The 22,966-nt window shown below is 40.0% G+C and carries 25 protein-coding genes; 17 read left to right on the forward strand and 8 right to left on the reverse strand.

The window, feature by feature from the left end; translation table 11 throughout:
• The first annotated feature begins 111 nt into the window (after nucleotides 1-111).
• On the forward strand, nucleotides 112-1,383 hold the full coding sequence (serS, locus tag NMK93_RS04125) for a serine--tRNA ligase (protein ID WP_254529770.1): 1,272 nt from the start codon (nucleotides 112-114) through the stop codon (nucleotides 1,381-1,383).
• Between the two features lie 225 nt (nucleotides 1,384-1,608).
• Here the strand turns inward: serS and NMK93_RS04130 are convergent, their stop codons facing one another.
• The 3 genes from NMK93_RS04130 to NMK93_RS04140 all read right to left on the reverse strand — a co-directional run bounded on the left by NMK93_RS04130 (nucleotide 1,609) and on the right by NMK93_RS04140 (nucleotide 5,197).
• Nucleotides 1,609-2,328 (reverse strand): bifunctional 2-polyprenyl-6-hydroxyphenol methylase/3-demethylubiquinol 3-O-methyltransferase UbiG, encoded by a 720-nt coding sequence (locus tag NMK93_RS04130; protein ID WP_185210535.1) that lies wholly within the window; start codon nucleotides 2,326-2,328, stop codon nucleotides 1,609-1,611.
• The gene (gene pncB / locus NMK93_RS04135) at nucleotides 2,321-3,499 is read right to left on the reverse strand and encodes a nicotinate phosphoribosyltransferase (protein WP_254529772.1); all 1,179 of its coding nucleotides are present in this window, start codon (nucleotides 3,497-3,499) and stop codon (nucleotides 2,321-2,323) included. The genes NMK93_RS04130 and pncB overlap by 8 nt, the downstream gene beginning before the upstream one ends.
• Nucleotides 3,500-3,727: 228 nt before the next feature.
• Nucleotides 3,728-5,197: a DUF6600 domain-containing protein gene (locus NMK93_RS04140; protein WP_254529774.1), complete on the reverse strand. Its 1,470-nt coding sequence runs from the start codon at nucleotides 5,195-5,197 to the stop codon at nucleotides 3,728-3,730.
• Nucleotides 5,198-5,415: 218 nt separating this feature from the next.
• On the opposite strand from NMK93_RS04140, the gene NMK93_RS04145 reads away from it, so the two are divergent.
• The 6 genes from NMK93_RS04145 (at nucleotide 5,416) to NMK93_RS04170 (ending at nucleotide 9,463) form a co-directional block, all read left to right on the forward strand.
• Nucleotides 5,416-6,174, forward strand: a complete 759-nt coding sequence (locus NMK93_RS04145) for an ABC transporter permease (protein ID WP_093098864.1) — start codon at nucleotides 5,416-5,418, stop codon at nucleotides 6,172-6,174.
• A 6-nt stretch (nucleotides 6,175-6,180) separates the two neighbouring features.
• Nucleotides 6,181-6,957 carry an ABC transporter ATP-binding protein gene (locus tag NMK93_RS04150; protein WP_185210529.1) on the forward strand — a complete coding sequence of 259 codons (777 nt, stop codon included), beginning with the start codon at nucleotides 6,181-6,183 and terminating at the stop codon, nucleotides 6,955-6,957.
• Between the two features lie 8 nt (nucleotides 6,958-6,965).
• Nucleotides 6,966-7,958, forward strand: coding sequence for an MlaD family protein (locus tag NMK93_RS04155; protein WP_254529777.1), 993 nt, complete (start codon nucleotides 6,966-6,968; stop codon nucleotides 7,956-7,958).
• Nucleotides 7,959-8,030: 72 nt separating this feature from the next.
• Nucleotides 8,031-8,732: an RluA family pseudouridine synthase gene (locus NMK93_RS04160; RefSeq protein ID WP_185210518.1), complete on the forward strand. Its 702-nt coding sequence runs from the start codon at nucleotides 8,031-8,033 to the stop codon at nucleotides 8,730-8,732.
• 41 nt (nucleotides 8,733-8,773) lie between these two features.
• Nucleotides 8,774-9,052: a hypothetical protein gene (locus NMK93_RS04165; RefSeq protein ID WP_254529779.1), complete on the forward strand. Its 279-nt coding sequence runs from the start codon at nucleotides 8,774-8,776 to the stop codon at nucleotides 9,050-9,052.
• Nucleotides 9,053-9,115: 63 nt separating this feature from the next.
• Complete coding sequence (locus NMK93_RS04170; RefSeq protein WP_254529781.1) at nucleotides 9,116-9,463, forward strand: DUF983 domain-containing protein; 348 nt, start codon at nucleotides 9,116-9,118, stop codon at nucleotides 9,461-9,463.
• Here NMK93_RS04170 and NMK93_RS04175 read toward each other — a convergent pair.
• Nucleotides 9,460-9,753, reverse strand: coding sequence for a DUF4286 family protein (locus NMK93_RS04175; protein ID WP_185210514.1), 294 nt, complete (start codon nucleotides 9,751-9,753; stop codon nucleotides 9,460-9,462). The genes NMK93_RS04170 and NMK93_RS04175 overlap by 4 nt on opposite strands.
• A gap of 97 nt (nucleotides 9,754-9,850) precedes the next feature.
• Here NMK93_RS04175 and NMK93_RS04180 point away from each other — a divergent pair, with 97 nt between their 5' ends.
• The 4 genes from NMK93_RS04180 to greA all read left to right on the forward strand — a co-directional run bounded on the left by NMK93_RS04180 (nucleotide 9,851) and on the right by greA (nucleotide 14,746).
• Nucleotides 9,851-11,737 (forward strand): prolyl oligopeptidase family serine peptidase, encoded by a 1,887-nt coding sequence (locus NMK93_RS04180; protein ID WP_185218230.1) that lies wholly within the window; start codon nucleotides 9,851-9,853, stop codon nucleotides 11,735-11,737.
• Nucleotides 11,738-11,743: 6 nt separating this feature from the next.
• On the forward strand, nucleotides 11,744-13,408 hold the full coding sequence (locus NMK93_RS04185; RefSeq protein ID WP_214648497.1) for a sensor histidine kinase KdpD: 1,665 nt from the start codon (nucleotides 11,744-11,746) through the stop codon (nucleotides 13,406-13,408).
• 13 nt (nucleotides 13,409-13,421) lie between these two features.
• On the forward strand, nucleotides 13,422-14,129 hold the full coding sequence (locus NMK93_RS04190) for a response regulator transcription factor (protein ID WP_093098875.1): 708 nt from the start codon (nucleotides 13,422-13,424) through the stop codon (nucleotides 14,127-14,129).
• A 143-nt stretch (nucleotides 14,130-14,272) separates the two neighbouring features.
• The gene (greA, locus tag NMK93_RS04195) at nucleotides 14,273-14,746 is read left to right on the forward strand and encodes a transcription elongation factor GreA (protein WP_093098877.1); all 474 of its coding nucleotides are present in this window, start codon (nucleotides 14,273-14,275) and stop codon (nucleotides 14,744-14,746) included.
• A 299-nt stretch (nucleotides 14,747-15,045) separates the two neighbouring features.
• On the opposite strand, the gene NMK93_RS04200 is transcribed toward greA, so the two are convergent.
• A complete protein-coding gene (locus NMK93_RS04200) occupies nucleotides 15,046-15,297 on the reverse strand; it encodes a hypothetical protein (RefSeq protein ID WP_254529783.1) in 252 nt (83 codons plus the stop codon).
• 211 nt (nucleotides 15,298-15,508) lie between these two features.
• On the reverse strand, nucleotides 15,509-15,760 hold the full coding sequence (locus NMK93_RS04205; RefSeq protein WP_185210510.1) for a hypothetical protein: 252 nt from the start codon (nucleotides 15,758-15,760) through the stop codon (nucleotides 15,509-15,511).
• A gap of 977 nt (nucleotides 15,761-16,737) precedes the next feature.
• Between NMK93_RS04205 and NMK93_RS04210 the strand changes: the two genes are divergently transcribed.
• The 6 genes from NMK93_RS04210 to NMK93_RS04235 are packed head-to-tail and all read left to right on the forward strand — an operon-like array spanning nucleotide 16,738 to nucleotide 21,044.
• The gene (locus tag NMK93_RS04210) at nucleotides 16,738-17,151 is read left to right on the forward strand and encodes an HIT family protein (RefSeq protein ID WP_185210509.1); all 414 of its coding nucleotides are present in this window, start codon (nucleotides 16,738-16,740) and stop codon (nucleotides 17,149-17,151) included.
• A 26-nt stretch (nucleotides 17,152-17,177) separates the two neighbouring features.
• Nucleotides 17,178-17,834 (forward strand): DedA family protein, encoded by a 657-nt coding sequence (locus tag NMK93_RS04215; RefSeq protein WP_185210508.1) that lies wholly within the window; start codon nucleotides 17,178-17,180, stop codon nucleotides 17,832-17,834.
• A gap of 7 nt (nucleotides 17,835-17,841) precedes the next feature.
• Entirely contained in the window at nucleotides 17,842-18,384 is a 543-nt protein-coding gene (locus tag NMK93_RS04220; RefSeq protein WP_093098881.1) for an inorganic diphosphatase, read from the forward strand.
• 8 nt (nucleotides 18,385-18,392) lie between these two features.
• Nucleotides 18,393-19,010, forward strand: coding sequence for an inorganic diphosphatase (locus NMK93_RS04225; protein WP_185210507.1), 618 nt, complete (start codon nucleotides 18,393-18,395; stop codon nucleotides 19,008-19,010).
• Nucleotides 19,000-20,313, forward strand: a complete 1,314-nt coding sequence (locus NMK93_RS04230) for a hemolysin family protein (RefSeq protein WP_185218226.1) — start codon at nucleotides 19,000-19,002, stop codon at nucleotides 20,311-20,313. The genes NMK93_RS04225 and NMK93_RS04230 overlap by 11 nt, the downstream gene beginning before the upstream one ends.
• Nucleotides 20,314-20,324: 11 nt before the next feature.
• The gene (locus NMK93_RS04235; protein WP_254529785.1) at nucleotides 20,325-21,044 is read left to right on the forward strand and encodes a 16S rRNA (uracil(1498)-N(3))-methyltransferase; all 720 of its coding nucleotides are present in this window, start codon (nucleotides 20,325-20,327) and stop codon (nucleotides 21,042-21,044) included.
• Here NMK93_RS04235 and NMK93_RS04240 read toward each other — a convergent pair.
• Both NMK93_RS04240 and NMK93_RS04245 read right to left on the reverse strand, forming a co-directional pair.
• Entirely contained in the window at nucleotides 21,041-21,529 is a 489-nt protein-coding gene (locus NMK93_RS04240) for a hypothetical protein (RefSeq protein ID WP_237219546.1), read from the reverse strand. The genes NMK93_RS04235 and NMK93_RS04240 overlap by 4 nt on opposite strands.
• Complete coding sequence (locus NMK93_RS04245; protein ID WP_254529787.1) at nucleotides 21,529-22,965, reverse strand: ABC transporter permease; 1,437 nt, start codon at nucleotides 22,963-22,965, stop codon at nucleotides 21,529-21,531. Before NMK93_RS04245 ends, NMK93_RS04240 begins: the two co-directional genes overlap by 1 nt.
• Nucleotide 22,966 lies beyond the last annotated feature (1 nt).

Genomic DNA, 22,966 nt, shown 5'->3' on the forward strand with positions numbered 1-22,966 from the left:
ATGATACAAAATTGCATGGATTCTAAAAATGGATAGGCTACAAATTCAAGTTTATTAATTGCGGAGGTCTTCTTATCTTTGCTCACGTTACAAATAAAAAAGCATAATTATATGTTGCAATTAAATTACATCCGCGAAAATCGGGACCATGTAGTTGAAAGGCTTGGAGTTAAGAATTTCAACGAAGTAGAATTGGTCGATCAGATCATTGCTTTAGACGAACAACGTCGCAAAACTCAAAATCAATCTGACTCTATTGCAGCTGAGGCAAACTCGTCCGCTAAGCAAATTGGAGACTTGATGCGTCAAGGTAAGAAAGAGGAAGCTGAAGCAATAAAATCGCGTTCTGCATCATATAAAGAGCAAATCAAAGAGCTTTCAGAAGCATTGGATAAAATCGAAAAAGAACTGCACGATAAGTTGATCCAATTGCCGAATCTGCCTTATAAACTGGTTCCTGCTGGATTGACTCCAGAAGATAATGAAGTTGTTCTAGAAAATGGAACGGTCCCTCAGTTACCTGAAGGAGCATTGCCTCACTGGGAATTAGCAGCTAAATACGATATCATTGACTTCGAATTAGGTACTAAGATCACCGGTGCTGGTTTTCCAGTGTATAAAGGAAAGGGCGCCCGTTTGCAACGAGGATTGATTAACTTCTTCTTGGATGAAGCTGCTAAAATGGGCTACCGTGAGGTTCAGGTCCCTATTGTAGTGAATGAAGATTCTGCCTATGCAACTGGTCAATTACCTGATAAAGAAGGTCAGATGTACCATGTCACAAACGACGACTTTTATCTGATTCCAACTGCAGAGGTGCCAATCACAAATATTTACCGTGATACCATTGTTAAAAGTGAGAATTTCCCTATCAAACATTGTGGCTATACCCCATGTTTCCGCAGAGAAGCGGGATCTTATGGCGCGCATGTCCGTGGTTTGAACAGATTGCACCAATTTGATAAAGTTGAATTGGTTCAGATCGTTAATCCTGAGAAATCCTACGAAACGTTAGAGGAGATGAGTAGCTATGTACAATCTTTATTGCAGAAGTTAGGATTGCCATACCGCGTTTTACGTTTATGCGGAGGTGATATGAGCTTTACATCTGCCATGACCTACGATATGGAAACCTATTCAGCGGCACAAGAACGATGGTTAGAAGTATCCTCAGTATCAAACTTTGAAACTTACCAAGCAAACCGTCTTAAAGTTCGTTTCAAAGGCGAGGATGGCAAGACCCAATTGGCGCACACCTTAAATGGTTCCGCATTGGCTTTACCTAGAATCGTAGCAACACTCTTAGAAAACAATCAAACCGAAAAAGGAATCAAGATCCCAGAAGTTCTGGTCCCTTATGTTGGATTTGACTATATCGACTAAAAAAATATCCCCGATCTCTCGGGGATATTTTTTTTAGTCAGTATTGAGATATGAGATGTGAGATTTGATATATTAAATTTGAAACCTGTATGATCTCAAATCTCATATACCAATACTCACATCTCTCTTAGCGCCTTTCTATCTCAAATCTCAAATCTCAATACTCACATCTGTCGTAGCGCCTTTCTATCTCATATCTCACATCTCAATACTCATATCCCGACCTCACATCTCAATACTCATATCTCCTCTAGGCTCCATCCTCAGCAAATACTGATCATTATCATCTTCAAATAGGACCTGCACAACCCAATTCTCTTCATGGGCTATTTTGATCAAGGTTTGTTGGTCGATGTAAAGCCATTTGAAAGGCTGTCCAAGGTTACCCTTGTATTCGTATTGAAAGTTGATCTCACCGAAGTAGTGTTCTGGTCTGGCAATCCTATACTCCTCATAGAGGTAGGAAATATCGGAACTGTCGAAAATAAGCTGTCCTTTATCGGTAAGCAGCTTTTTTGAATGTTTTAGAAGATTCCTGAATCCATCTAGGGTTTCGGCGATCCCTATTCCGTTCATCAAGAACAATAGGGTATCATATTTTTTATCCGAGAACTTAAAGAAATCAGCATGGATGACATGGTTTACACCGCGCTTTTCCATGATCTTGCAGGCTGTCTCCGAGATTTCCATGGCATCGACCTCAAATCCCTTCTCTTGCAGGTACAATGCATGTACTCCGGCACCTGCGCCAACATCCAGGACCTTGCCGTCGCAAAGGGATAGCGCAATAAATTCCAGCTCCGGAATATCTTCCTCTTCCCTGAAAAACACTTCAATGGGCATTTCTTCAATATCGCCATAGCTGCTGTGCAATAGGAGAGGTTCATTTAGCTTGCCTACAGCATGATAATCATATAGCGCTTCACCATAAACATCTCTATTCATGGTTTGCGATATTTAAGAAACGTTTCGCCATTTTTATTTCCTCGGGGTCACCGGTATGTTTGTTAGGTTCATCCGACAGCTTGATTACAGGAGTCCATTCGCCTTCATCTGGAAAGGCTTCCGTCATCTTGATTACGATATTCATCCTCGACAGACCGACATCATTGGTGAAGTCTGTTCCGATACCAAATGAATGACCGATTTTATCCTGACAGAAATTGACAATCTTTACGACCTTCTCATAATCCAGTCCATCAGAAAAGATGATGGTCTTGTTGAGCGGATTGATTCCTTTACTGTTATAGTGGTCAATAGTCTTTTGCGCAAATTCAATCGCATCGCCACTATCATGTCTGACCCCATCAAATAGCTTACTTAGCTTTTTGTCAAACTGTTTGAAGAAAACCTCTGTAGTATAGGTGTCCGAAAGGGCGATCCCTAAATCGCCACGGTAAACATCCGACCAGTTCTCCAAGCCTAAGAGGTTGGCCATCTTGTAGCCATATTTTGCGGCATGGAACATAAACCATTCATGGGCATGTGTACCGATTGGCTTAGTATGGTATTTCATGGCGAAATGCACATTGCTCGTGCCGATAAATGTCTTGGAAGGATGCTCCTTCAAGGCTTTGATCACCAAGTCATGCACGGCATAGGAGTGGCGTCTACGGGTCCCAAAGTCTGCAATCGTAATGTTGAGCTTATCGTATTTGTACATCTTTTCATGAACAATATTCATGACCTCAGCATCATCCACCCTTTTTTGTCCAGTTACTTCATAATAGGTTTCACAGATCAATGCCATCAGGGGCACCTCCCATAAAATGGTCCTATACCAATAGCCTTCGACCTTTACCGATAGATCGGGGCCATTTTGTGTAATCTTGACTTCATCTGGGTCAAAATGATAGCCTTGTAGGAAATCAAAATAAGTCGGGTCGATATAAGGACAGGTCTTTGCAAAAAAGTTTTTTTCTGCAACCGTAAGCTTCAAGTTTGCCAATTGATTTACAGCTTCCCTCAGTTTTTCGGCAAAGCCCGCCGGAAACTCATGCTTCCCACGGTTGATAAATTGATAACGTGCTTTCGCCTTTGGAAAGAGTTTCACCACGGCATATTGCATGGTGAATTTGTAAAAATCATTGTCTAAAATGGAGGTAAGTTTTGCCATTCCTTAAAAAAATTATGCTTGTGCTTGAATTGAAGTTAACAAAAAGCAGGAACAAAAATGCCTTTTTATCCACAACAAAACAAAAAATCATCTCCTTTTGGATTAAATACTAACCACAGATTTCTAGTCATTCAGGTCTTAGCTTGGCTAAGTCGTCGAGTAAAAAAACAAAGCGGGCTGATCAAGATCAGCCCGCTTTAACAAATTGTTTCAACTAAATATAAAAATTTATCCTCTATTTCCTCGACCTGAACCACGTTCAGAACGTTGGTTTGATTGTGGTCTTGAAGATGATCTAGATTCATGATTTGAACTACGTTGTACCGAAGGACGACTTTGTGGTCTTTCGGAGTTGCGTGTTTGAAATACTCTATTTTGCGACCTAGATTCCTGTTGCATTCTAGGTTGGCGTTGTTCTCTCTGTGGAGCAGACTGCCTTTGCTGGCTACGGTTCATCGACTCATTTCTAGCCGGTCTAGAGCTGCGGTTCATCGACTCATTTCTAGCCGGTCTAGAACTGCGGTTCATGGACTCGTTTCTAGTTGGTCTAGAGCTGCGGTTCATCGATTCATTTCTGGTCGATCTAGAGCTGCGGTCCATAGACTCATTTCTAGTTGGTCTAGAACTGCGGTTCATTGATTCATTTCTAGAAGCAGGACGATCCATTGAAACGCGTCCGCGAGAAGAAGGCTGACGGTCTCTGTTGTTGTTGTTTGTGTTTCCTCGCTCTACTCTTCCAGAACGTGAATTCGTGGTTGCTTCTCTATTGCTACGGTTTGAATTGCCGTTTCCAATATGCATTTCACGTTGCCCCTTCGCATTTCTAGTGATTCTGTAGTCAGAATTACTTCTTCCGCTTTGGCTACGTCCTGACCTGTTCTCTACGCGATTGGCAGGAGATCTGTCAGAAGAACGTGAGCTACGATTGTTTTCAAGGCGTCCACTTCTGCTGCTGACAGCACGATCCGAACGATTGTTTCTATCTGGACGGTACATCGATACTGAACTGCGACTTACACGTGATGCCCCACGTCTGTTATCAAAACTTACATTTCTAACATCAACGCGTCTACCGATATGTCTTTCGATGTCTCTGCGAGCAGGACCTCCATAGTAACGGTTGTTGTTCACGATATAAGTATTGTTGATAATCGTGGTATTATTATAGATATTGCGGCGTCCGTAAGACCAATGTCTGTTGATATAACGGTCATAGATACGCGTAGTCGGAATAAATACCCATAGGTCTAGCGGTAAACCGATGCTTACATTGACACTGATGCCAGGACGCATCGGTGCCCAACCGTAATATCCACCACCACTACGCCAATCTACCCATGCTGGTCCCCATTCATAGCCTGGAACCCATGCCCAACCTCTATGTGGTCTGTGGATCCAACGACCGTAGTGAAATGGTGCCCATCCCCAATCGTAATTGGAGACCCAGGTATTTCCATATTCGGTCATGGTCCAATATCCATTGGTACCATAAGGACGAAAGTCATCGTCTTCATCCGGATACCAAACATCGCCATATTCGTCATCATGATCCCAATCCCCATAAGGGTCCAGTTCTTCATGAAAAACATCAAAATCGACATCTTGATATCCCTGTGCCGATACTGAATTTACGCTGAAAAGCCCCAAGAGCATCATCATAAATGCAGTATATATTGTGGATGTTTTTAAATTTTTCATATGTAAACCATTTAATCTTATTACCATAATTTGTAGGTATGACCGCCACTTTTAAGAAAAGGTTTAATTGTATAATTATTTTGTCAAACTTTTTTGCTCTTACTGATGTTTCTGCTAATATTGGATAGACTTTCCGAATGGATATTAAGAAATTTTGTACATTTGCCACAAAATATTTCCGAATTAGCAATTGGAAAAACACGTTAATCACATAGTTAATGGCTAAAAAAATTGAGTCCTTATTACTAGAGTTTGCGAAGATTCACCGCTTTCTGATGCGTTTTTTTCGCGAAGTGGTAAGTCCACCTTACGAGTTTAAAGAGATCATTAGACAATGTTATGAAATTGGGTGGAAATCATTTCCATTAATAAGTTTAACGGGTTTTATTGTAGGATTTGTTTTTACAAAGCAATCTCGACCTTCCCTGGAGGAATTTGGTGCCGCCTCATGGTTGCCAGCCTTAATTTCCATCGCTATCGTAAGGGCCTTGGCCCCATTGGTTACTGCGCTTATTGCATCCGGTAAGGTAGGGTCGCAGATAGGTGCAGAATTAAGCTCCATGAATGTTACCGAGCAGATCGATGCCATGGAGGTATCAGGTACCAATCCGTTCAAGTTCCTGATTGTGAGTCGAATATTGGCCACAACTTTTATGATTCCTGTCCTCTGTTTTTATGTTGCCGGAATTGGATTAGCAGGTGGTTATTTGAGTATTATTTCCAAAGATCAGTTGAGTATTCTAAGCTTTATTACCCAGGTATTTGAAGCTATCGCTCCTAAAGATATTTTCGCCATGGTATTCCGCGCCATTGTTTTCGGTTTTACCATTGGTTTTGTTAGTACCTATGTAGGTTATTATTCTTCAAAAGGTACCGAGGGTGTGGGTAAAGCAGCAAACAGTGCCGTTGTGGCATCCATGTTTATAGTGTTCATCGAGGAACTCTTGATCGTTCAGGTTCTAGCTTTAATGGGATAATGGATTATGGAACAGAAAAAGCCAGTAAATATTAATTACGACGATGTAGTGATCAATGTGCAAGGGGTAAGTAAGTCCTTTGGGGATTTACATGTCCTGAGAAACGTTGACCTGCAACTCTATAATGGCGAGAACTTGGTGGTGCTAGGGAGGTCTGGTACTGGTAAATCAGTTTTGATTAAACTGATTTCCGGTTTGTTAAAGCCTGATAAAGGTGATATTACCGTGTTGGGCGAAGTGGTAAACCAATTGAACGAGAAGGAATTGCGAGATCTGCGTTTGAAAATTGGGTTCTCCTTCCAAAACAGTGCGCTCTATGATAGTATGACCGTGCGTGAAAATCTAGAGTTTCCCTTGGTTAGAAATAAAAGAAACCTAACTAGAGCAGAAATTGACCGTGAAGTCGAAGATGTATTAGATGGAGTAGGCCTTTTAAGGACGATCAATCAAATGCCATCAGAGCTTTCCGGAGGTCAGAGAAAACGTATCGGTATCGCACGCACCCTGATCTTAAGACCTGATATCATGATGTATGATGAGCCAACAGCTGGATTGGACCCCTTGACCTGTTTGGATATCAATACCTTGATCAATGAAGTTCAAGAACGATATAAAACCTCTTCCATTATCATTACACACGATTTGGCTTGTGCAAAAATGGTAGGCGATAGGGTAGCCATGCTTTTGGATGGCAAATTTGAACGTGTAGGTAAATTCTCTGAAATCTTTGATACGGATGATGAGAGAGTGAAACCTTTTTATGATTATAATTTTATAGTATAGCAAGATATATGGCAACATCAGAGAGAAAACGATCAATAATTGTAGGATTGTTTACCTTCATCGGATTAATCATTTTGGTTGCAGGGATTTTGGTCATTGGAACACAACAGAACAAATTCTCTAAAAACCTGACCGTGACGACTTACTTTAAAGATGTTAAAGGCTTGAAAGTTGGAAATAACGTTTGGTTTTCAGGTGTTAAGGTAGGGATTATCAAAGAAATCAGCTTTGAAAGTGTGGAGAATGTTCGTGTGGTCATGAACGTTGAAGAGAAATCCAGCAAATTTATCCGTAAAGACGTCATCGCTACATTGAGTTCCGATGGTTTGATCGGTAATGCTATTATCAGTCTTGTGGGCGGTACAGAAACCTTTCCTCAGATTGAGAATGGTGATGAAATCAAGTCCGGTGTTTCTGGAGGTATGGATGCCATGTTGGCAACCCTGCAGGTCAACAATGAAAACCTGGTGGAGATCACTAAAAACTTTGCTGCGCTTTCCAAGAATATGCTCGAAGGAAAAGGTGCGGTGGGCGCTATGATGACCGATGAAACAATTGCCAATAATTTAAGGCAATCTGTTGCTTCATTGAATGGTACCATGTCGCAGGCCAATCATGCTGTCAATAATTTGGTGGAATTGACCAAAAAGCTAAACAGCAACCAAGGCCTGATCCATGAGCTATCTACGGATACAGCAGTGTTTGCAAGTCTGAGAGAATCAGCAGCACAATTGCAAGGGGTGACCCAAACAGCGACTGCTTTGATGGCAAACTTAAATAAAACCTCAGAACGCTTAAATGACAAGGATAACGCCATTGGTGTGTTGACCAATGACCCTGAAGCAGCTAATGAAATCAAACAGATCCTTAGAAACCTTAATATGAGCACAGAGAAATTGGATGAAAACATGGAAGCATTGCAGAGCAACTTCCTGTTAAGAGGTTTCTTTAAGAAAAAAGCTAAGGAAGAAGCAGAGGCAGCTCAGAATTCAATTAAATAATTAAAGAATTTGATCGTCAAAAAAGTATAGAAAAGCGTCTGCTAAAGACGCTTTTTATATTTGATAATGGATATGGGAATTACAGAGAAAGATGTTCTTTTCGAGGACAATCATTTTATCGCCATCAATAAACGTGGAGGTGATATCGTTCAGGTAGATGTATCTGGAGATACTTCCATGGAGGATATGGTCAAGCAGTTTTTGGCTAAGAAATACAATAAACCAAACGAAGCTTTTCTAGGGGTTATCCATCGTTTGGATAGGCCAGTGAGTGGAATGATCCTTTTTGCGAAAACCAGTAAAGGATTAGATCGCATGAACCGTCTTTTCCATGATCGCAAGGTGGAAAAAACCTACCTTGCTTTGGTTCGTGAAAAGCCGCCACATCCAAAAGGGACCCTGAAAAATTGGTTGCTGCGTGATCGAAAAAAGATGGTCACCAAAGCTTATGACCGCGAGGTTAAGAATGGAAGTTATGCCGAGCTTAATTATGAGGTCGTAGGTACCCTAGATGGATATTATTTGCTAAAGGTCAACCCATTGACGGGCCGTACACATCAGATCCGAAGCCAACTCGCATATATGGGCTGTCCCATCGTTGGAGACAATAAATATGGATATCAACGTGGTAGCCATAGAAGGACCATTTGTTTGCATTCCAGGTCCTTGAGTTTCGTACATCCCATCAAGGATGAGCAAATGATCATTAAGGCTCCTTTGCCGGAAGATGGCTTCTGGGAGAAATTTAATGGCCTGATTAAGGGAAACATATAAGAAAATTGGGATAATAACGTTAACTTTGCAATATGAGTTTCATGCAAAAGTTCAGAATAGGTCTAATTGCTAGTTTGCTAAGTATTACACTGTTGGCTGTTCCTACTGCAGGTTCAGCACAATGTGCTATGTGTACATTGAATGCTGAAAACAGCACACAGGAAGGTAATAACCAAGGTAAGGGCCTAAATGATGGGATTTTGTTTTTATTAGCAATGCCATTTATGATTGCTGCTGGTGTAGGGTTCCTTTGGTATAAGAAATTCAGGAATACCGGCTCAGCCAATTCATTGAATATGGTTAAACAGGTGGAAGAATAAGGAATGATCTCTAAATTTCAAGCTGTTTGCCAAAGTAAGTGCCCGAAGTGTAGAACGGGAAATATGTATAGTGGATCAGCCTATGGTCTATCTAAACAAAAAATGCACGAATTTTGTCCGCACTGTGGATTTAAATTCGAGATAGAACCCGGCTATTTCTATGCTGCCATGTATGTTAGCTATGCTTTTTCCGTAGGCGAGGTGTTAATGTTAGCCTTAATTACGGCTTACTTAACGGGCAGTGAGTCTCCTTGGACCTATATCATTGTCCTTTTCAGTGCGATCGTTATTTTCGCACCTTTCAATTATCGTTATTCACGTTTGGTTTTATTGCACTATCTTTCGCCGAAGGTATCCTTCGACCCCAAATTATACGGGGACCCAAAAAATAGTGCAAACCTAAAGGGCTAATTATGGGGGATGTATTGCATGATACTATCAAACAGAAAAGCCTTTTCTACATGATGCGTGCTAATATATTCCTGAAGCCTCTGAATAACCTGCTCTCTAATTCTCTCAATCTCTTCTTCATTGTTTAATACCACCTGTAGGCAATAGGTTTGCCCTTCGTGTGGAGAATGGAGCATTTTGAGTAGTTTAATGGCAAATCCAGGATGCTCATTCAATAGACCTTTGGTCCAAGTAATGACTTCCTGATGAATGGAATCTTCAATGATGATCGAAACGTTGTATAAAAACATAGAAATCTATAGCTTGATTGAAGCTGTAAAATTAAGGTTGCAAAAGGAACTTTACGGTATTTTTTTATAATATTTGATTAGAGGCTAAAAAAATAGAATGAATTTAAATTACTTGTTCTCTGTTCTACTTATGATGATGGTTTTGGTTTCATGTAAGCAAGAGCAGGGCGGTCAGTTACATGTGCCAATAGAGGACTTTTTCGTTAAGCCAGAAAGGACCTCTTTTAAACTGTCTCCCGATGGAAGCAAGGTAGCTTATCTGGGGGTGCATGACCATTGCAAAAATATCTTCATTCTCGACCTCGAAGAACCCGATTCTTCCAAACAACTTACTTATCAGGTCAACCTGAATGTCCAAAGCTTTTTCTGGCTAGACAACAAACGCATTGTCTTTTCCAATACGCAATCTCCAACGGATAGTTTGAGGATGTTCCAGATTGATGTGAAGACCGAAAAAAGACAAGCTCTATTTTCACCTGAAAAATCAAGATTGCGCTGGGTCTATCCCATTGTTGAGAAAGACAATAGCCTAATGGCTGGGATGAACTTACGTGATTCCTCGCTGTTTGACCTGTATAGGATTTACCTAGACGGTAGAAAGCCCCAATTGGTGCAGCATAACCCAGGAAATGTGGTGAGCTGGATCGGAGCTCCTGATGGAGTCGTAAGGATGGCATTGACCAGTGATAGTGTACAGGAGTCATTATTGTACCGAAAGCATGAAGGACAGCCTTTCAAAGAGGTCATGAAGAATGATTTCGAAACCATTTTTGTACCCCTTGGCTTTGTAAAGGATTCCGATAAAAATGTCTATGCGCTTTCTAATCAGAACCGAGATAAGATGGCTTTGGTGGAGTTTGATGCCGAAAATGGCAAAGAAATCCGCAATATCTATGAGAACAAACTTGGTGACCTTGGCGTAGAGGGCTATTCTGCCAACCTACAGGAAATGCTGTATGCGACTTCCTTCATCGATAAGTTCAAAAAGAACATCTTCAACGAAAAATATGAGCAGGTCTATAAAAAGCTGAAAAAGAAATTCAAAGGTTCCGAAATCGGTTTCTTGGATAGCGACAGCAGCTTAACTGGATTTGTCGTACGTGTGTATAGCGATATCCATCCTGGAGAAACCTATTATTACAATCAGAAAAAGGATGATATCCAACTGTTGAACGAAGAGAATCCTAAACTCAAGGATTTGGAGTTCAATCCTATGGAGGAAGTGGAATTCCTGTCTCGGGACAACAAGAATATACATGCCTATATCACGTATCCTAAAAATAAAAGAAAGAACAGCCCTGTTGTGGTATTGGTCCATGATGGTCCTAACAGGAGATCAGAATGGGGGTTTGATCCGGAAGTTCAGTTCCTTGCCAATCGTGGCTACACCGTGTTCCAGGTGAACTATCGTGGTTCAGTGGGCTATGGTAAGGACTTTTGGACCTCAGGTTTCAAGGAATGGGGCGGTAAGATCCAATCTGATATTACGGATGGTGTCGCTTGGTTGATCCATCAGGGGATAGCCGATAAGGATAAGATTGCCATTATGGGCACCGGTTTCGGCGGTTATTCTGCCCTGTATGCTGCTGCATTTAATCCTTCCCTTTATAAATGTGCCATATCCTCATCGGGATATAGCAACCTATTCACTTATTTCAGGGAAATTCCCCCTCATCTAAAACATTACGTACAGTTATTCTATAGAATCATTGGAAATCCAGAGACTGAACCAGAATTGTTTCAAGCGATTTCCCCAATTTTCCATGCTGATAAGGTTCGAATCCCTATCCTATTTTTCCAAGGTGGAAAAGATAAATACAGTTCGGTAACCGATGCTAATCAATTTGTTGGTAAATTGAAGGGCAATGAAGTTCCAGTGCGTTATATCTTTAAGAAAGAAGAAGGCAAGAGATTTAGGAACGAAGAGAATATCGTAGAATATTATCAGGAGATAGAGAAGTTTCTTGCAGTGTACCTGAAGTAATCACACATGGTGAAAAGAGCAAGTAAATACCGGAAAAACATTGGGTTGTTGATCGCCTTTTTGGCTTTTTTGACAGTCCTGTATATCATTTCAGTTTTCTTGGCCAGGACAATGATGTCCAACTTTGTAGAATCTGAGTTTTATAACAGAAAGGTCGATGTCTTTGATGCGACCCTAAAACCCTTTAATAGCTTTTTCAATAACGATATTTCCGAAGTATCCAATTATCAGGGGTACCTCGATTCCACACATGCCAGCAATTATTCTGAAAAGGTCTTGCGAAAGAATCCATTCGTTGACGAATTGGTGTTTTATGACGTACTGTTCACCAATCAGAACCCCACCGTTCGCGGTGTACGCTTTCAAAACCTCCTGATTTACCCCCGATCGATCTTTTCCTATAAATTGGACAAGGAAAATAAATTGATCAAGGCCAGCCTTTCTTCGGTAGATAACAGGCCTAATGCCGATGACTTCAACAGCATGGCCATTAAAATGGTGAACTTCTTGGATGTCCTGGATGATTCTACTTCCTTGAGCGAAAATGATATCTATCGGATCTTCTATAATACGGTTCCGGGAAAAATAACCTATCTGAACATCCCACGGGTCAATACCCTTCGCGCCTATAAATCCATGATGGATGATACGACGGCAATGACGGCGCCTGTAGCGTTTGACCAAGATTTATTCGTCTATAAGGTTAATCCTCAGAAGATAAAAATAGTCAATAACCAAAAGAGATTGTATGAAACCATTCGGATCAAGGCCATAGCTGACCCTAATGTGATGGAAGAAAAAGCCTTTCTTTCCACAGATATGCCGTTGCCAGGTGCATTATCCGACTATAAACTGCAATTTGATTCCTCAGAACATTTTTTGAGAGGAGAGATCAATAGAAGATTTTTTCCTGTAGTGTTGGGCGTTTCCCTATTATATTTAATTTTGTTATTGATTATTTATTTGATTTATAGGAATATCTCCATCAATAGTAGGTTGTTCCAATTGCAGTATGATTTTATCAATAACCTGACCCATGAGTTTAAAACGCCGGTCAGTGTGATCAAGATAGCGGGTAACAATATCCGAAGTGCTGAGAAGATAAGTGATCAAGAGCGCGCGATGTACGGAAAGATCCTAGATCAGGAAGCTGATAAGTTAAATAATTTGATGAATAAGTTACTGTCTTTCACGCAGATAGAAAATAAATCATTAAAATTTAAAGGAGAATACATTGATTTGAACAGTTTTTGCGAGGAAGTATTTGCGGGTACACGGATTAAATATCCTGATCTGAACCTGAGCTATCACATCGATGTGGACAGCAAAATGCATACAGATCCGGTTTTATTGAATTCCGTGTTCCAGAATTTAATTGATAATGCGTACAAATATTCAGAAGTTTCAAGAAAATTTATTGATATTAGTGTACAACAATCTAAAAAGCACTTTATCATGAAGTTTAGTGATAAAGGAATTGGGATAAACAGAAATGAACTTAAAAACATATTCAAGAAATTTTATAGAGTAAAGAATCAGTTCAATCAAGGTGGGAGTGTTGGGCTTGGATTGGCATTTTGTAAAGAGATTACCGAATTTATGGGTGGAGAGATCAAAGTCAGTAGTGTGGAAGGAGAGGGAACGACCTTTACTTTGACTTTTCCTAAATAATGTTTAGAATACTATGAATAAAGATATAACTATTGCCGTTGTAGAGGATGATGATAACTTAAGGTTCTTGGTTAGTCACCGTCTACAGACCGAAAATTTTCAAGTAATTCAATGCAGTGATGGCTTGGAAGCTGAGAAAATCATCTTAGACCAAAAGCCAGATATCGTTCTATTGGATTGGATGCTGCCAGGTAAAGAAGGGATAGATGTATGTGAGTCCGTAAGAAAGTCTGGATTTGAGAACATCATTATTATGATGACCGCCAAATCCCAAGATATCGATAAAATTGATGCCTATAGCTACGGCGTGACCGATTATATCACCAAACCATTCAATATGGATGTTTTAGTGGCCATGATCGAGAATAAAGTACGCTTTTTTGTGCCTAAAACCCAGAACGAGGTTTACCATTTCGGTGATACCGAACATCACCCCAATGTACATTCACTGATCAGGGATGGCAAGAAAATCGAGCTTACAATCCTTGAAAACCGAATCCTCTTGCACTTCTTACAGAACAAAGGTAGAGACATCACCCGCGAAGAATTGATGGAGGTGGTATGGGGCTATAGTTCCAACGTGAATACCCGTACTTTGGACATGCACGTTGTGCGCTTAAGAAAGAAAATCGAAACCAATCCTGACAAGCCTCATTACTTGCAAACCGTTCGAGGATTGGGCTATAGATTCATCAATGAAGAGACTGATGATGTAAGTTAGATATTTGTTTTATTAAATTTAATTATATAACTTCGTCAGAAGAGCAAGACCATGTTGTCCTATTAGCGGATAGTGTGGTCTTGTCTTTTTTTTGTTTATTAAAATATTAGAAAACTATAAAAAGAGGGTAAAAGGTACATATTATGGCAGAAGTAACTTATTACACAGAAGAAGGATTAACTAAGCTTAGAGAAGAGCTTCAATATCTAAAAACAGAAGGTCGTTCCAATATCGCTAAAGCGATTGCTGAAGCAAGAGATAAAGGAGACCTTTCCGAGAATGCAGAATACGATGCCGCGAAAGAAGCTCAAGGACTTCATGAAGCTAAGATTGCGAAACTAGAAGAAGTTTTGGCATCAGCAAGGATCATCGATGAGTCGAGTCTAGATACCTCAAAGGTATTGGCACTGTCTTACGTAAAGATAAAGAATAAGAAAAATGGAGCAGTCATGTCTTACCAATTGGTTTCTGAAACAGAAGCTGATCTGAAGGCAGGAAAGATATCCGTTAAATCACCGATTGCGCAGGGTCTATTAGGACTGCAGGTTGGCGATATCGCAACGGTAGAAGTTCCAGCAGGACAACTTGAACTAGAAGTTCTGGAGATTTCAAGATAATGAAATAGAGGTTATGTGCGGTGATGCCATAACCGCCATGACAATATCAAGAAATTGAAACCCCGTTTAAAGCTATTTAAATGGGGTTTTTTATTTTATGAAATTTGAAAATTAAAGGAAAACTGGTGTGAAAAATCACTTTTAGAACAAAATTAGAACAAAATTAGAACAAAAAATAAGGGGTAATTTTTAGTTACCCCTTTTATATTCAATGTCATATCTACATCCATTTTCCTTTGTACTGATGTGTAAATCACCATCTTCAAATCTATACATATAATTGACCGTAGAATCATTTTTTAGGGTGAATCCAACCATACTATACTTCCATTATAAGTGAAAGTTGTCTTATATCCATCTATAATAGCCTTATTTCCTTTGTTAAATTCAAGCTTGTTATAAAATGTTGGTTCAACATCCGATTCACAAGCATTCAGTAAAGTTGTATTTGATTTTTCCCATGAACCTAAGATTGAATCATCATAGGTTGTTTTTGTGCATGATGCCATAATTGCAACTGTTGCAATGATAGCCAAAATTGATTTTTTCATTTTTATCCGTTTATTATAAATAGTGGATAAAATGAATTTGGTCCTCAAATATAGATTTTTTTTTTAAAAGAAAAGGGGTAAATTTTCATTACCCCCAATATGATTGAAAACAAATATAGATTTAAACTCCTAACACAAATCCTTATCACTCCTACTATATAATCAAATGTATACTAACATTGGTCAAAAGTCAAGTTTATAAATAAAAAAATTATTCAGGTTGAAGAACGTCTATAACAATACCACCGTTGTTAAAATCATCCCAATCTTTTATAAATTCATTATAAATAACAATGAATTCATCCAGAGTCAAATCTTTTCCCTTCACATCATTGATAAACAAAATAGTAGCAATTCTAGACCATTCATTGATTATATGCCTACGATTGTACATGAATTGAACAATGTCAGGATTGAAAACATGTTGAATGAATAATTCATAATTAGTTTCTGTTTTTTCCATAGCAATAGGTTTTAATTAAAGATAAGTAATCTGACCTTAAATAAGACGTTTTAAGCTGTTTTAATTTGGTTTGAACCATTGATATCATTCCTGAATAATATTCAATTGTAGGTCACAGCAGGGTGGCGAGCGGAACCCCTTCAACATTGATGTTCTATGATTATATTCTTTGAACTATTGACGATAGTCTATTGAGATAGTTGGAATATTGTGATGATAAACATTCAACCAATACTTATTACCTGTTGAAGAATTTTATTTTTTATGTTGAGATAATTATGTTATTACCTGATTTTATACCGTAGGGTAATATCAATTTCATTCTTGAAGAATTAACTGTTTTAAGTTGATTTAAACAATTTTTATTCTGTTTCAATTACCTACCTAAGTTGAGGTAATTAATTGATTTAATAGTTAGTGTATATTTAGTAATTCCCATAACTTTTTAAATTAACTTGATGTTGCTAAGATAGTACAAATTTAGAACAAAACAAACTTTAATGATCTTTAAAGGCATATTGTAAGGTAATGCCATAACCGCACTTTTCTTACAATTTACAGCCCCGATATTTCGGGGCTTTTTTTTGCTCCAAGGTTCTACGAAGCGTCTTTTCTAACCTTTAATTCAGATTATTATCCATTTGAGTTTTGGCAGTTGCTTCGGGAATGGCTTTACTCTTATTCGAGACATATTCGGAATTTTCAATATATGTCTCGAATGAGGGTAAGCTGATGTAGCCATTAAACTTACTATGCAGAAAAATTGGCTGGGAATTTTGATAGAATAATGACTTCAACAAACAGGGGTAATTTAGGTTGATGAAACCGGTAATAAATCCTATTTGTCATTATTTTATTGTTAAGAAATCAATAAATGTCACATTGAAGTTAAATCTTATGCTTCTAGGGGGCTGAATGTCTGTTCATATGTGCACAAAATTATTATCTTTGTTACTCACGAAATTGAACTATAGTTTATGTCAACCATATTCGCTAAAATCGTTGCAGGAGAGATTCCTGCTTATAAAGTTGCTGAGAGCAATGATTACTTAGCTTTTTTAGATGTAAATCCACTAACTGAAGGACATGTTTTAGTCATCCCGAAGAAAGAAACAGACTATATCTTTGACATCAACGATGAGGAATATATGGGGATGTGGGTTTTTGCCAAGATTGTTGCCCAAGGCATCAAGCAGGCATTTCCATGTCAAAAAGTTGGTGTAGCGGTAGTTGGTTTAGAAGTAGCACATGCGCATATTCATTTGATTCCATTGAACCATGTGCATGATATGAACTTTGAAAAACCAAAGCTGAAGCTTTCGGAAGACACCATGAACACGATTGCTGACCAGATTCGGGATGCAATTTCAACGATAACAAACCCAGCTTAATCCGATAGCGGGAAATATAATTTACTATGCAAGAATACTTGTTGTCTTTTCAACAATTGCTAGATGCTGAATATCTTTTAAGTCACGGTGGTTTCTACATCGTTTGTCTTATAGTTTTTGCCGAAACCGGTCTCTTCTTTGGATTTTTTCTCCCAGGGGATTATTTGTTGTTTTTAGCGGGGCTGTTTTGTGCGCTGGATAAAATCGATGTGGACATTGTTACATTGTATTTTGGGATTTTATCGGCCGGGATACTCGGTAATTTTGCGGGCTATTGGTTTGGGCATCGAACGGGTCCCATGCTCTTTAAACGGAAAGATTCCATACTTTTCAAACGGAAATATGTGATCATGGCCGAGGAGTTTTTCCAGAAATATGGTGGAACAGCATTAATAATTGGACGATTTGTACCTATTATTCGTACATTTGCACCCATCTTTGCAGGTGTAGTACAGCTGAACTTCAGGAAGTTCGTGCTGTTCAATGTGCTGGGAGCGCTGTTGTGGGTGTCTTTATTGACCCTGACAGGCTATTATTTAGGTATAGAATTCCCATGGATCATCGACTATGTTGAATATATCATCGTAGCCTTGATCGTCATCGCATTCCTACCTATCGCGATTGCACTCCTGAAAAAGTGGCTTAAGAATAGAAAAACGAAAAACGAAATAAACAAACAGTAATTATTTAATGAGTACACAACATCCTTGGCATCAAGTGTCTCCTGGTGAGGACTTGCCTAACTCCGTAAATGCCATTATCGAAATTCCTAAAGGTTCTAAAGCGAAATATGAAATCGACAAAGACAGTGGTTTGATCAAATTAGACCGTGTATTGTTTTCTTCTGTGATGTATCCGGCTAACTACGGGTTCATTCCGCAGACATATTGCGATGATAAAGATCCTTTGGATATTTTAGTTTTATGCTCAGTTGATGTTTACCCGATGTGTATGATCGAAGCGAAAGTTGTAGGTGTGATGCACATGATCGACAATGGTGAACAAGACGACAAAATCATTGCCGTTGCGAAACACGATATGTCGGTAAACTACATTAACGACCTATCTGAACTTCCTCCTCACACGATGAAGGAAATCGTTCGTTTCTTCCAAGATTATAAAACCCTTGAGGGCAAGAATGTGACCATCGAGAATCTTTATGGTCGTGCCTATGCGCAGAACATCATCATGGAAAGTATCGAACTTTACAATAAAGAAATTAGGACTAAGTAACCATTTTCATGGACCTCTCAATTTTATTGTCGCTGTTCTTGTTGTTTTCAAGCCTTGTTGGGCTAGGACAGGAGCAGCACCCATGGCATCAGGTTTCCCCTGGGAAGGATGTCCCAAATACTGTTACAGCAGTAATTGAAATCCCCAAAGGCAGCCGAGGCAAATATGAAATTGATAAAGCTTCTGGAATGATCAAGTTGGATAGGGTATTGCATTCTTCAATGGTGTACCCGAGCAACTATGGATTTATTCCACAAAGTTACTGTGGCGACAAAGATCCACTGGATATACTTGTGTTATGTTCAGTGGATCTTGTTCCTGCATCCCTCGTGGATGCAAAAGTAATCGGTGTGATGAGCATGACGGACTCTGGAGATCAGGATGATAAGGTTATCGCCGTAGCGAAAAACGATATGGCCTATAACTATATCAATGATATCTCGGAGCTTCCGCCCCACACTATGAAAGAAATCGTGCAGTTTTTTCTGGAGTATAAAAACCTAGAAGGAAAAAAAGTTATTATTAACAAAATAAGTGGAAGAGCTATCGCTCAAAATGTTATATTAGAGAGTTTAGAATTGTACAAGAAAGAATTCGCTAATAAAAACCTAAATCATGGCAATTGATATTTTTTGGACTATCTTTTTAGTGCTGGCAAATGGTTTTTTCGTTGCAGCTGAATTCGCTATTGTGAAGGTTCGAGCCTCTCAGATAGAGCTCCAGGCCAAATCGGGCAGTAAAGTTGCCAAGATGGCCAAGAGCATTACCGATCATTTGGACGGTTACCTTGCGGCTACCCAATTGGGTATTACCTTGGCTTCCCTAGCCTTAGGTTGGGTGGGTGAGGCCGTAATGACTCAAATCGTACACCAGATCTTCGGATTTTTCAACATTGAACTTACCGGTAAATTAGCGACGAACCTAGGCCATGTCCTTGCGTTCAGTATCATTACCTTTTTACATATTGTTTTTGGAGAGTTGGCACCTAAGTCCATCGCGATCCAAAAACCTGTAGCAACGACCATGAAAGTGGCCGTGCCGCTTCAATTCTTCTATTATGTCTTCCGACCTATTATTTGGTTGTTGAATGGTTTCGCCAATTTCTTGTTGAAATTGATCGGTATCCAGGTGAGTGCCCATGAAGCCAGCCATTCATCCGAAGAACTTCAATACCTATTGGAGAAAGGAAAAGAGAGTGGTGCCTTGAACAATGCAGAACATGAATTGATCAAGAATGTCTTCGATTTCAATGAGCGTATCGTCAAGAACATTATGGTGCCCCGAACCAAGATCGTTGCAGTAGACAAGGATGATACGGCAGAAGAGTTTATCAATACCGTAACGGAAGAGGGCTATTCCCGTATTCCGATCTATGATGACAATATTGACCAGATCATTGGTGTTGTCCATACCAAAGATATCTTACCGCTTATTGTTAAGGGTAAGGATGTGGTATTGAAGAACATCATGCGTAAGCCATATTTTATTCCTGAAACCAAAAAGATCAACGACTTGATGACGGAGTTCCAATTGAAGCGGATCCAGATTGCTTTTGTCCTAGATGAATTTGGAGGAACGGCTGGTATGGTAACGCTGGAAGATATCGTGGAAGAATTGGTAGGAGAGATCCAGGATGAGTATGATGAGGAAACTCCAGTAGTAGAGCAGATTTCGGAAACGGAATTTATGGTGGATGCTGGTGCCAGTGTACATGATGCCAATGGATATTTGCCGTTGGAACTACCTGAAAGTTCAGATTATGATACGATAGCTGGTTTGGTTTCACATCTCTTTGAGAAGATCCCAGATGTTGGCGATAGTACGGAACAATTGGGTTACCGTTTTACCATCATCAAGAAGACGCAACAAAACATTGAATTTGTAAAATTGGACCTTGTCGAAACTCCAAACGATGAGGACGAAGAATAATCCATAATATTGTGCATTTATTCTATACAGCGGATTTAAAGCCCGATCAAAGCTTATTTCAACTTTCTGAGGAAGAAAGCAAGCATGCCGTGCGTGTATTGCGATTGAACGTGGGCGACCAGGTACAGTTGATTGATGGGGTAGGTGGTTTCTATGAAGCTGAGATAGCGGATGCACATCCCAAAAGGACGCAGCTGAGAATCTTAAATTATACTCCAGAATTCCAAAAACCGGATTACCATTTACATATTGCAGTGGCACCGACCAAGAACATCGATCGTATCGAATGGTTCTTGGAAAAGGCGACCGAGATCGGAATCCAGGAAATTACGCCCATCATCAGCGAGCATTCCGAGCGTAAGGAGGTCAAAACCGAGCGTCTGAACAAAGTCATCGTCTCGGCGATGAAACAGTCCCTAAAGGCTTATATGCCCCTTCTAAATGAAGCTATAGGTTTTGATACCTTCCTGAGCAAGGTTGAATCAGAAAAAGACCTGAACAAGGCAATTGCCCATTGTGAGGAAGACGCTGAAAAGAAATACTTAAATCAGGAATTTGAAAAGGGGCAACGGTATTTGGTCTTGATCGGCCCTGAGGGGGATTTCTCGCCCGCTGAAATAGAAAAAGCCATTTCTGCAGGATTTATTCCGGTATCTCTTGGGGAGGCCAGACTTCGCACAGAAACGGCTGCTTTGTATGCTTGTACAGAAATTGCTTTACTGAACCGTTAGTTCACGAGTTCAGCATCCACGATCTGAATTTCCGCATTACCTTTCAAGGGTTCAGGATTGAATTTCATCTTTCCTTTGATCTTGATCGGCTCATCCGTAAACTTCACCGTACCTTTTTTCATAAAGATCTCCACCATTGGGGGGATACCATTGGTACCACAGAACTGACACTGGGTGATCGGCAATACCGAAAGCATATAGGTGCTGTGGTTTCTGCCACTCACTAATGGAACCATGTAACCTGGAAGATCAACCACGGTGTTCTCTAATTTCTTCAATGCAGGTGGGTAGGTCGGGGTATACACTTTTTTGTTACCCACGGTAGACACCTTGTACATCATCTTGTCAATGGCTTCCCAAGTACCGTTCATCATAGGAGTATGATCTGGAACTTGCGTTTCATTGCTATAGTTTCCGATTTGAGCTTTAGAAAAGCTCACTGTCATCATCAATACGAATACTGTAAATATTAACTTTCTCATCATTACTTATTACCTAAAATGGTAGAAATTGTTGTGTTGTATGCTTTAACTGCTGGAATAAGGGATGCGATCACCCCAATTAAACAAGCCGTAAGCAAAATTAACCATTCTTTACTATATATCTGGAATGCCTGGATAAAGTCTGCACTCTGACTGGTCTGGGTACTGATCAGGTACAGGCCGATATGACCAATGAACAATCCGACAATACCGCCAATGAAGGTTATTACCAATCCTTCGACAATCAACATGGTGAATAGTTTAATCTTACTTGCCCCTAAGGTTCTCATGATGGCAAGGTCATATTTTCTGTCTTTAAGCGCATTATAAAGACTGATAAATACGCTCAGTCCGGCGATGATCATGATGACATAGGCCAAGATTTCAAGGGAATCGATGCCTACACCCATTAGAGAAAACAATCTTGCTGTTTCCAATGCTGGGGATGCTGCCTGCATGCTTGTGGATTGGTTGACCAACTTAGGGACCACACCAATGGCAGCAGGTGAGCTGAATTTGACCAATAGGGCCGTTATCTCCAATCCTTTGTCCTGAACGATATCATCAGCGATGCTCTTTACGAATACATCCGACCTAGGGCGTTCTGTCACTAGGCTATCCGGAGTTGCTTGAGCAAGGGGGCTAGGTTTTTCCGCTACGATCTCTTCATGTTCGTGATCTGCATGGTCGTGTGCATGGTCATCATGTTGATGGGTCTCTGTAGCTGTATGTTCATGCCCGTGATCGTCATGGTCATGGTCTGCATGGTCGTGATCGTGGGCTTCTGCAACATGATCGTGCTCATGGTCATGTTCTTCGTGACCGATGCCATGGATATCCCAGACACTTTCTAAATTGGTCAATAGCAGGTTGTCTACGATAGAACCCGACGGTTTCAGGATTCCGACAACTGTAAAGGGATGTTCTTCGTGGACATGGGCATTTTCGGCCAGACCATGTGCGCCGTGTACTTTATCCCCTAATTTCAATTTGTTTTTACGGGCAGTTTCACTGCCTATGACTACCTCATAGCTTTTGTTCCATAATTGACCATCGGCCAATTGAAGTTCATATAAGCCCATAAAGCTGGTGTCAGTACCAACGATACGGTGGCCTTTGAAGTTATCTCCCAGTGAAATGGGTACAGCTTTTTCAATGAAAGGGTTATCCATCAGCTTTTCAGCTTCTGCCAGTTTAATGTTCCCGGTAGGGTTGTCCACATGGTACAGTGCGCTGAGGATCAATTGTAACGGGCTCCCTTTTGCACCAACAACGAGGTCAACCTGTTTGCTATTGCTGTCCAGTTGTTTTTCAAAAGTGTCACTGGTAATATAGATACTCACCAAGATAGCTACTCCGAATGCGGTTAGGATGATACTTAACAGCGTGGAGCCCCATTGTTGTGATATGTTTTTCCAGACTAATTGTAATGTATTCATC

This window comes from Sphingobacterium sp. LZ7M1 (genome assembly GCF_024296865.1).
In the GTDB taxonomy this organism is placed as follows: Bacteria; Bacteroidota; Bacteroidia; order Sphingobacteriales; family Sphingobacteriaceae; genus Sphingobacterium.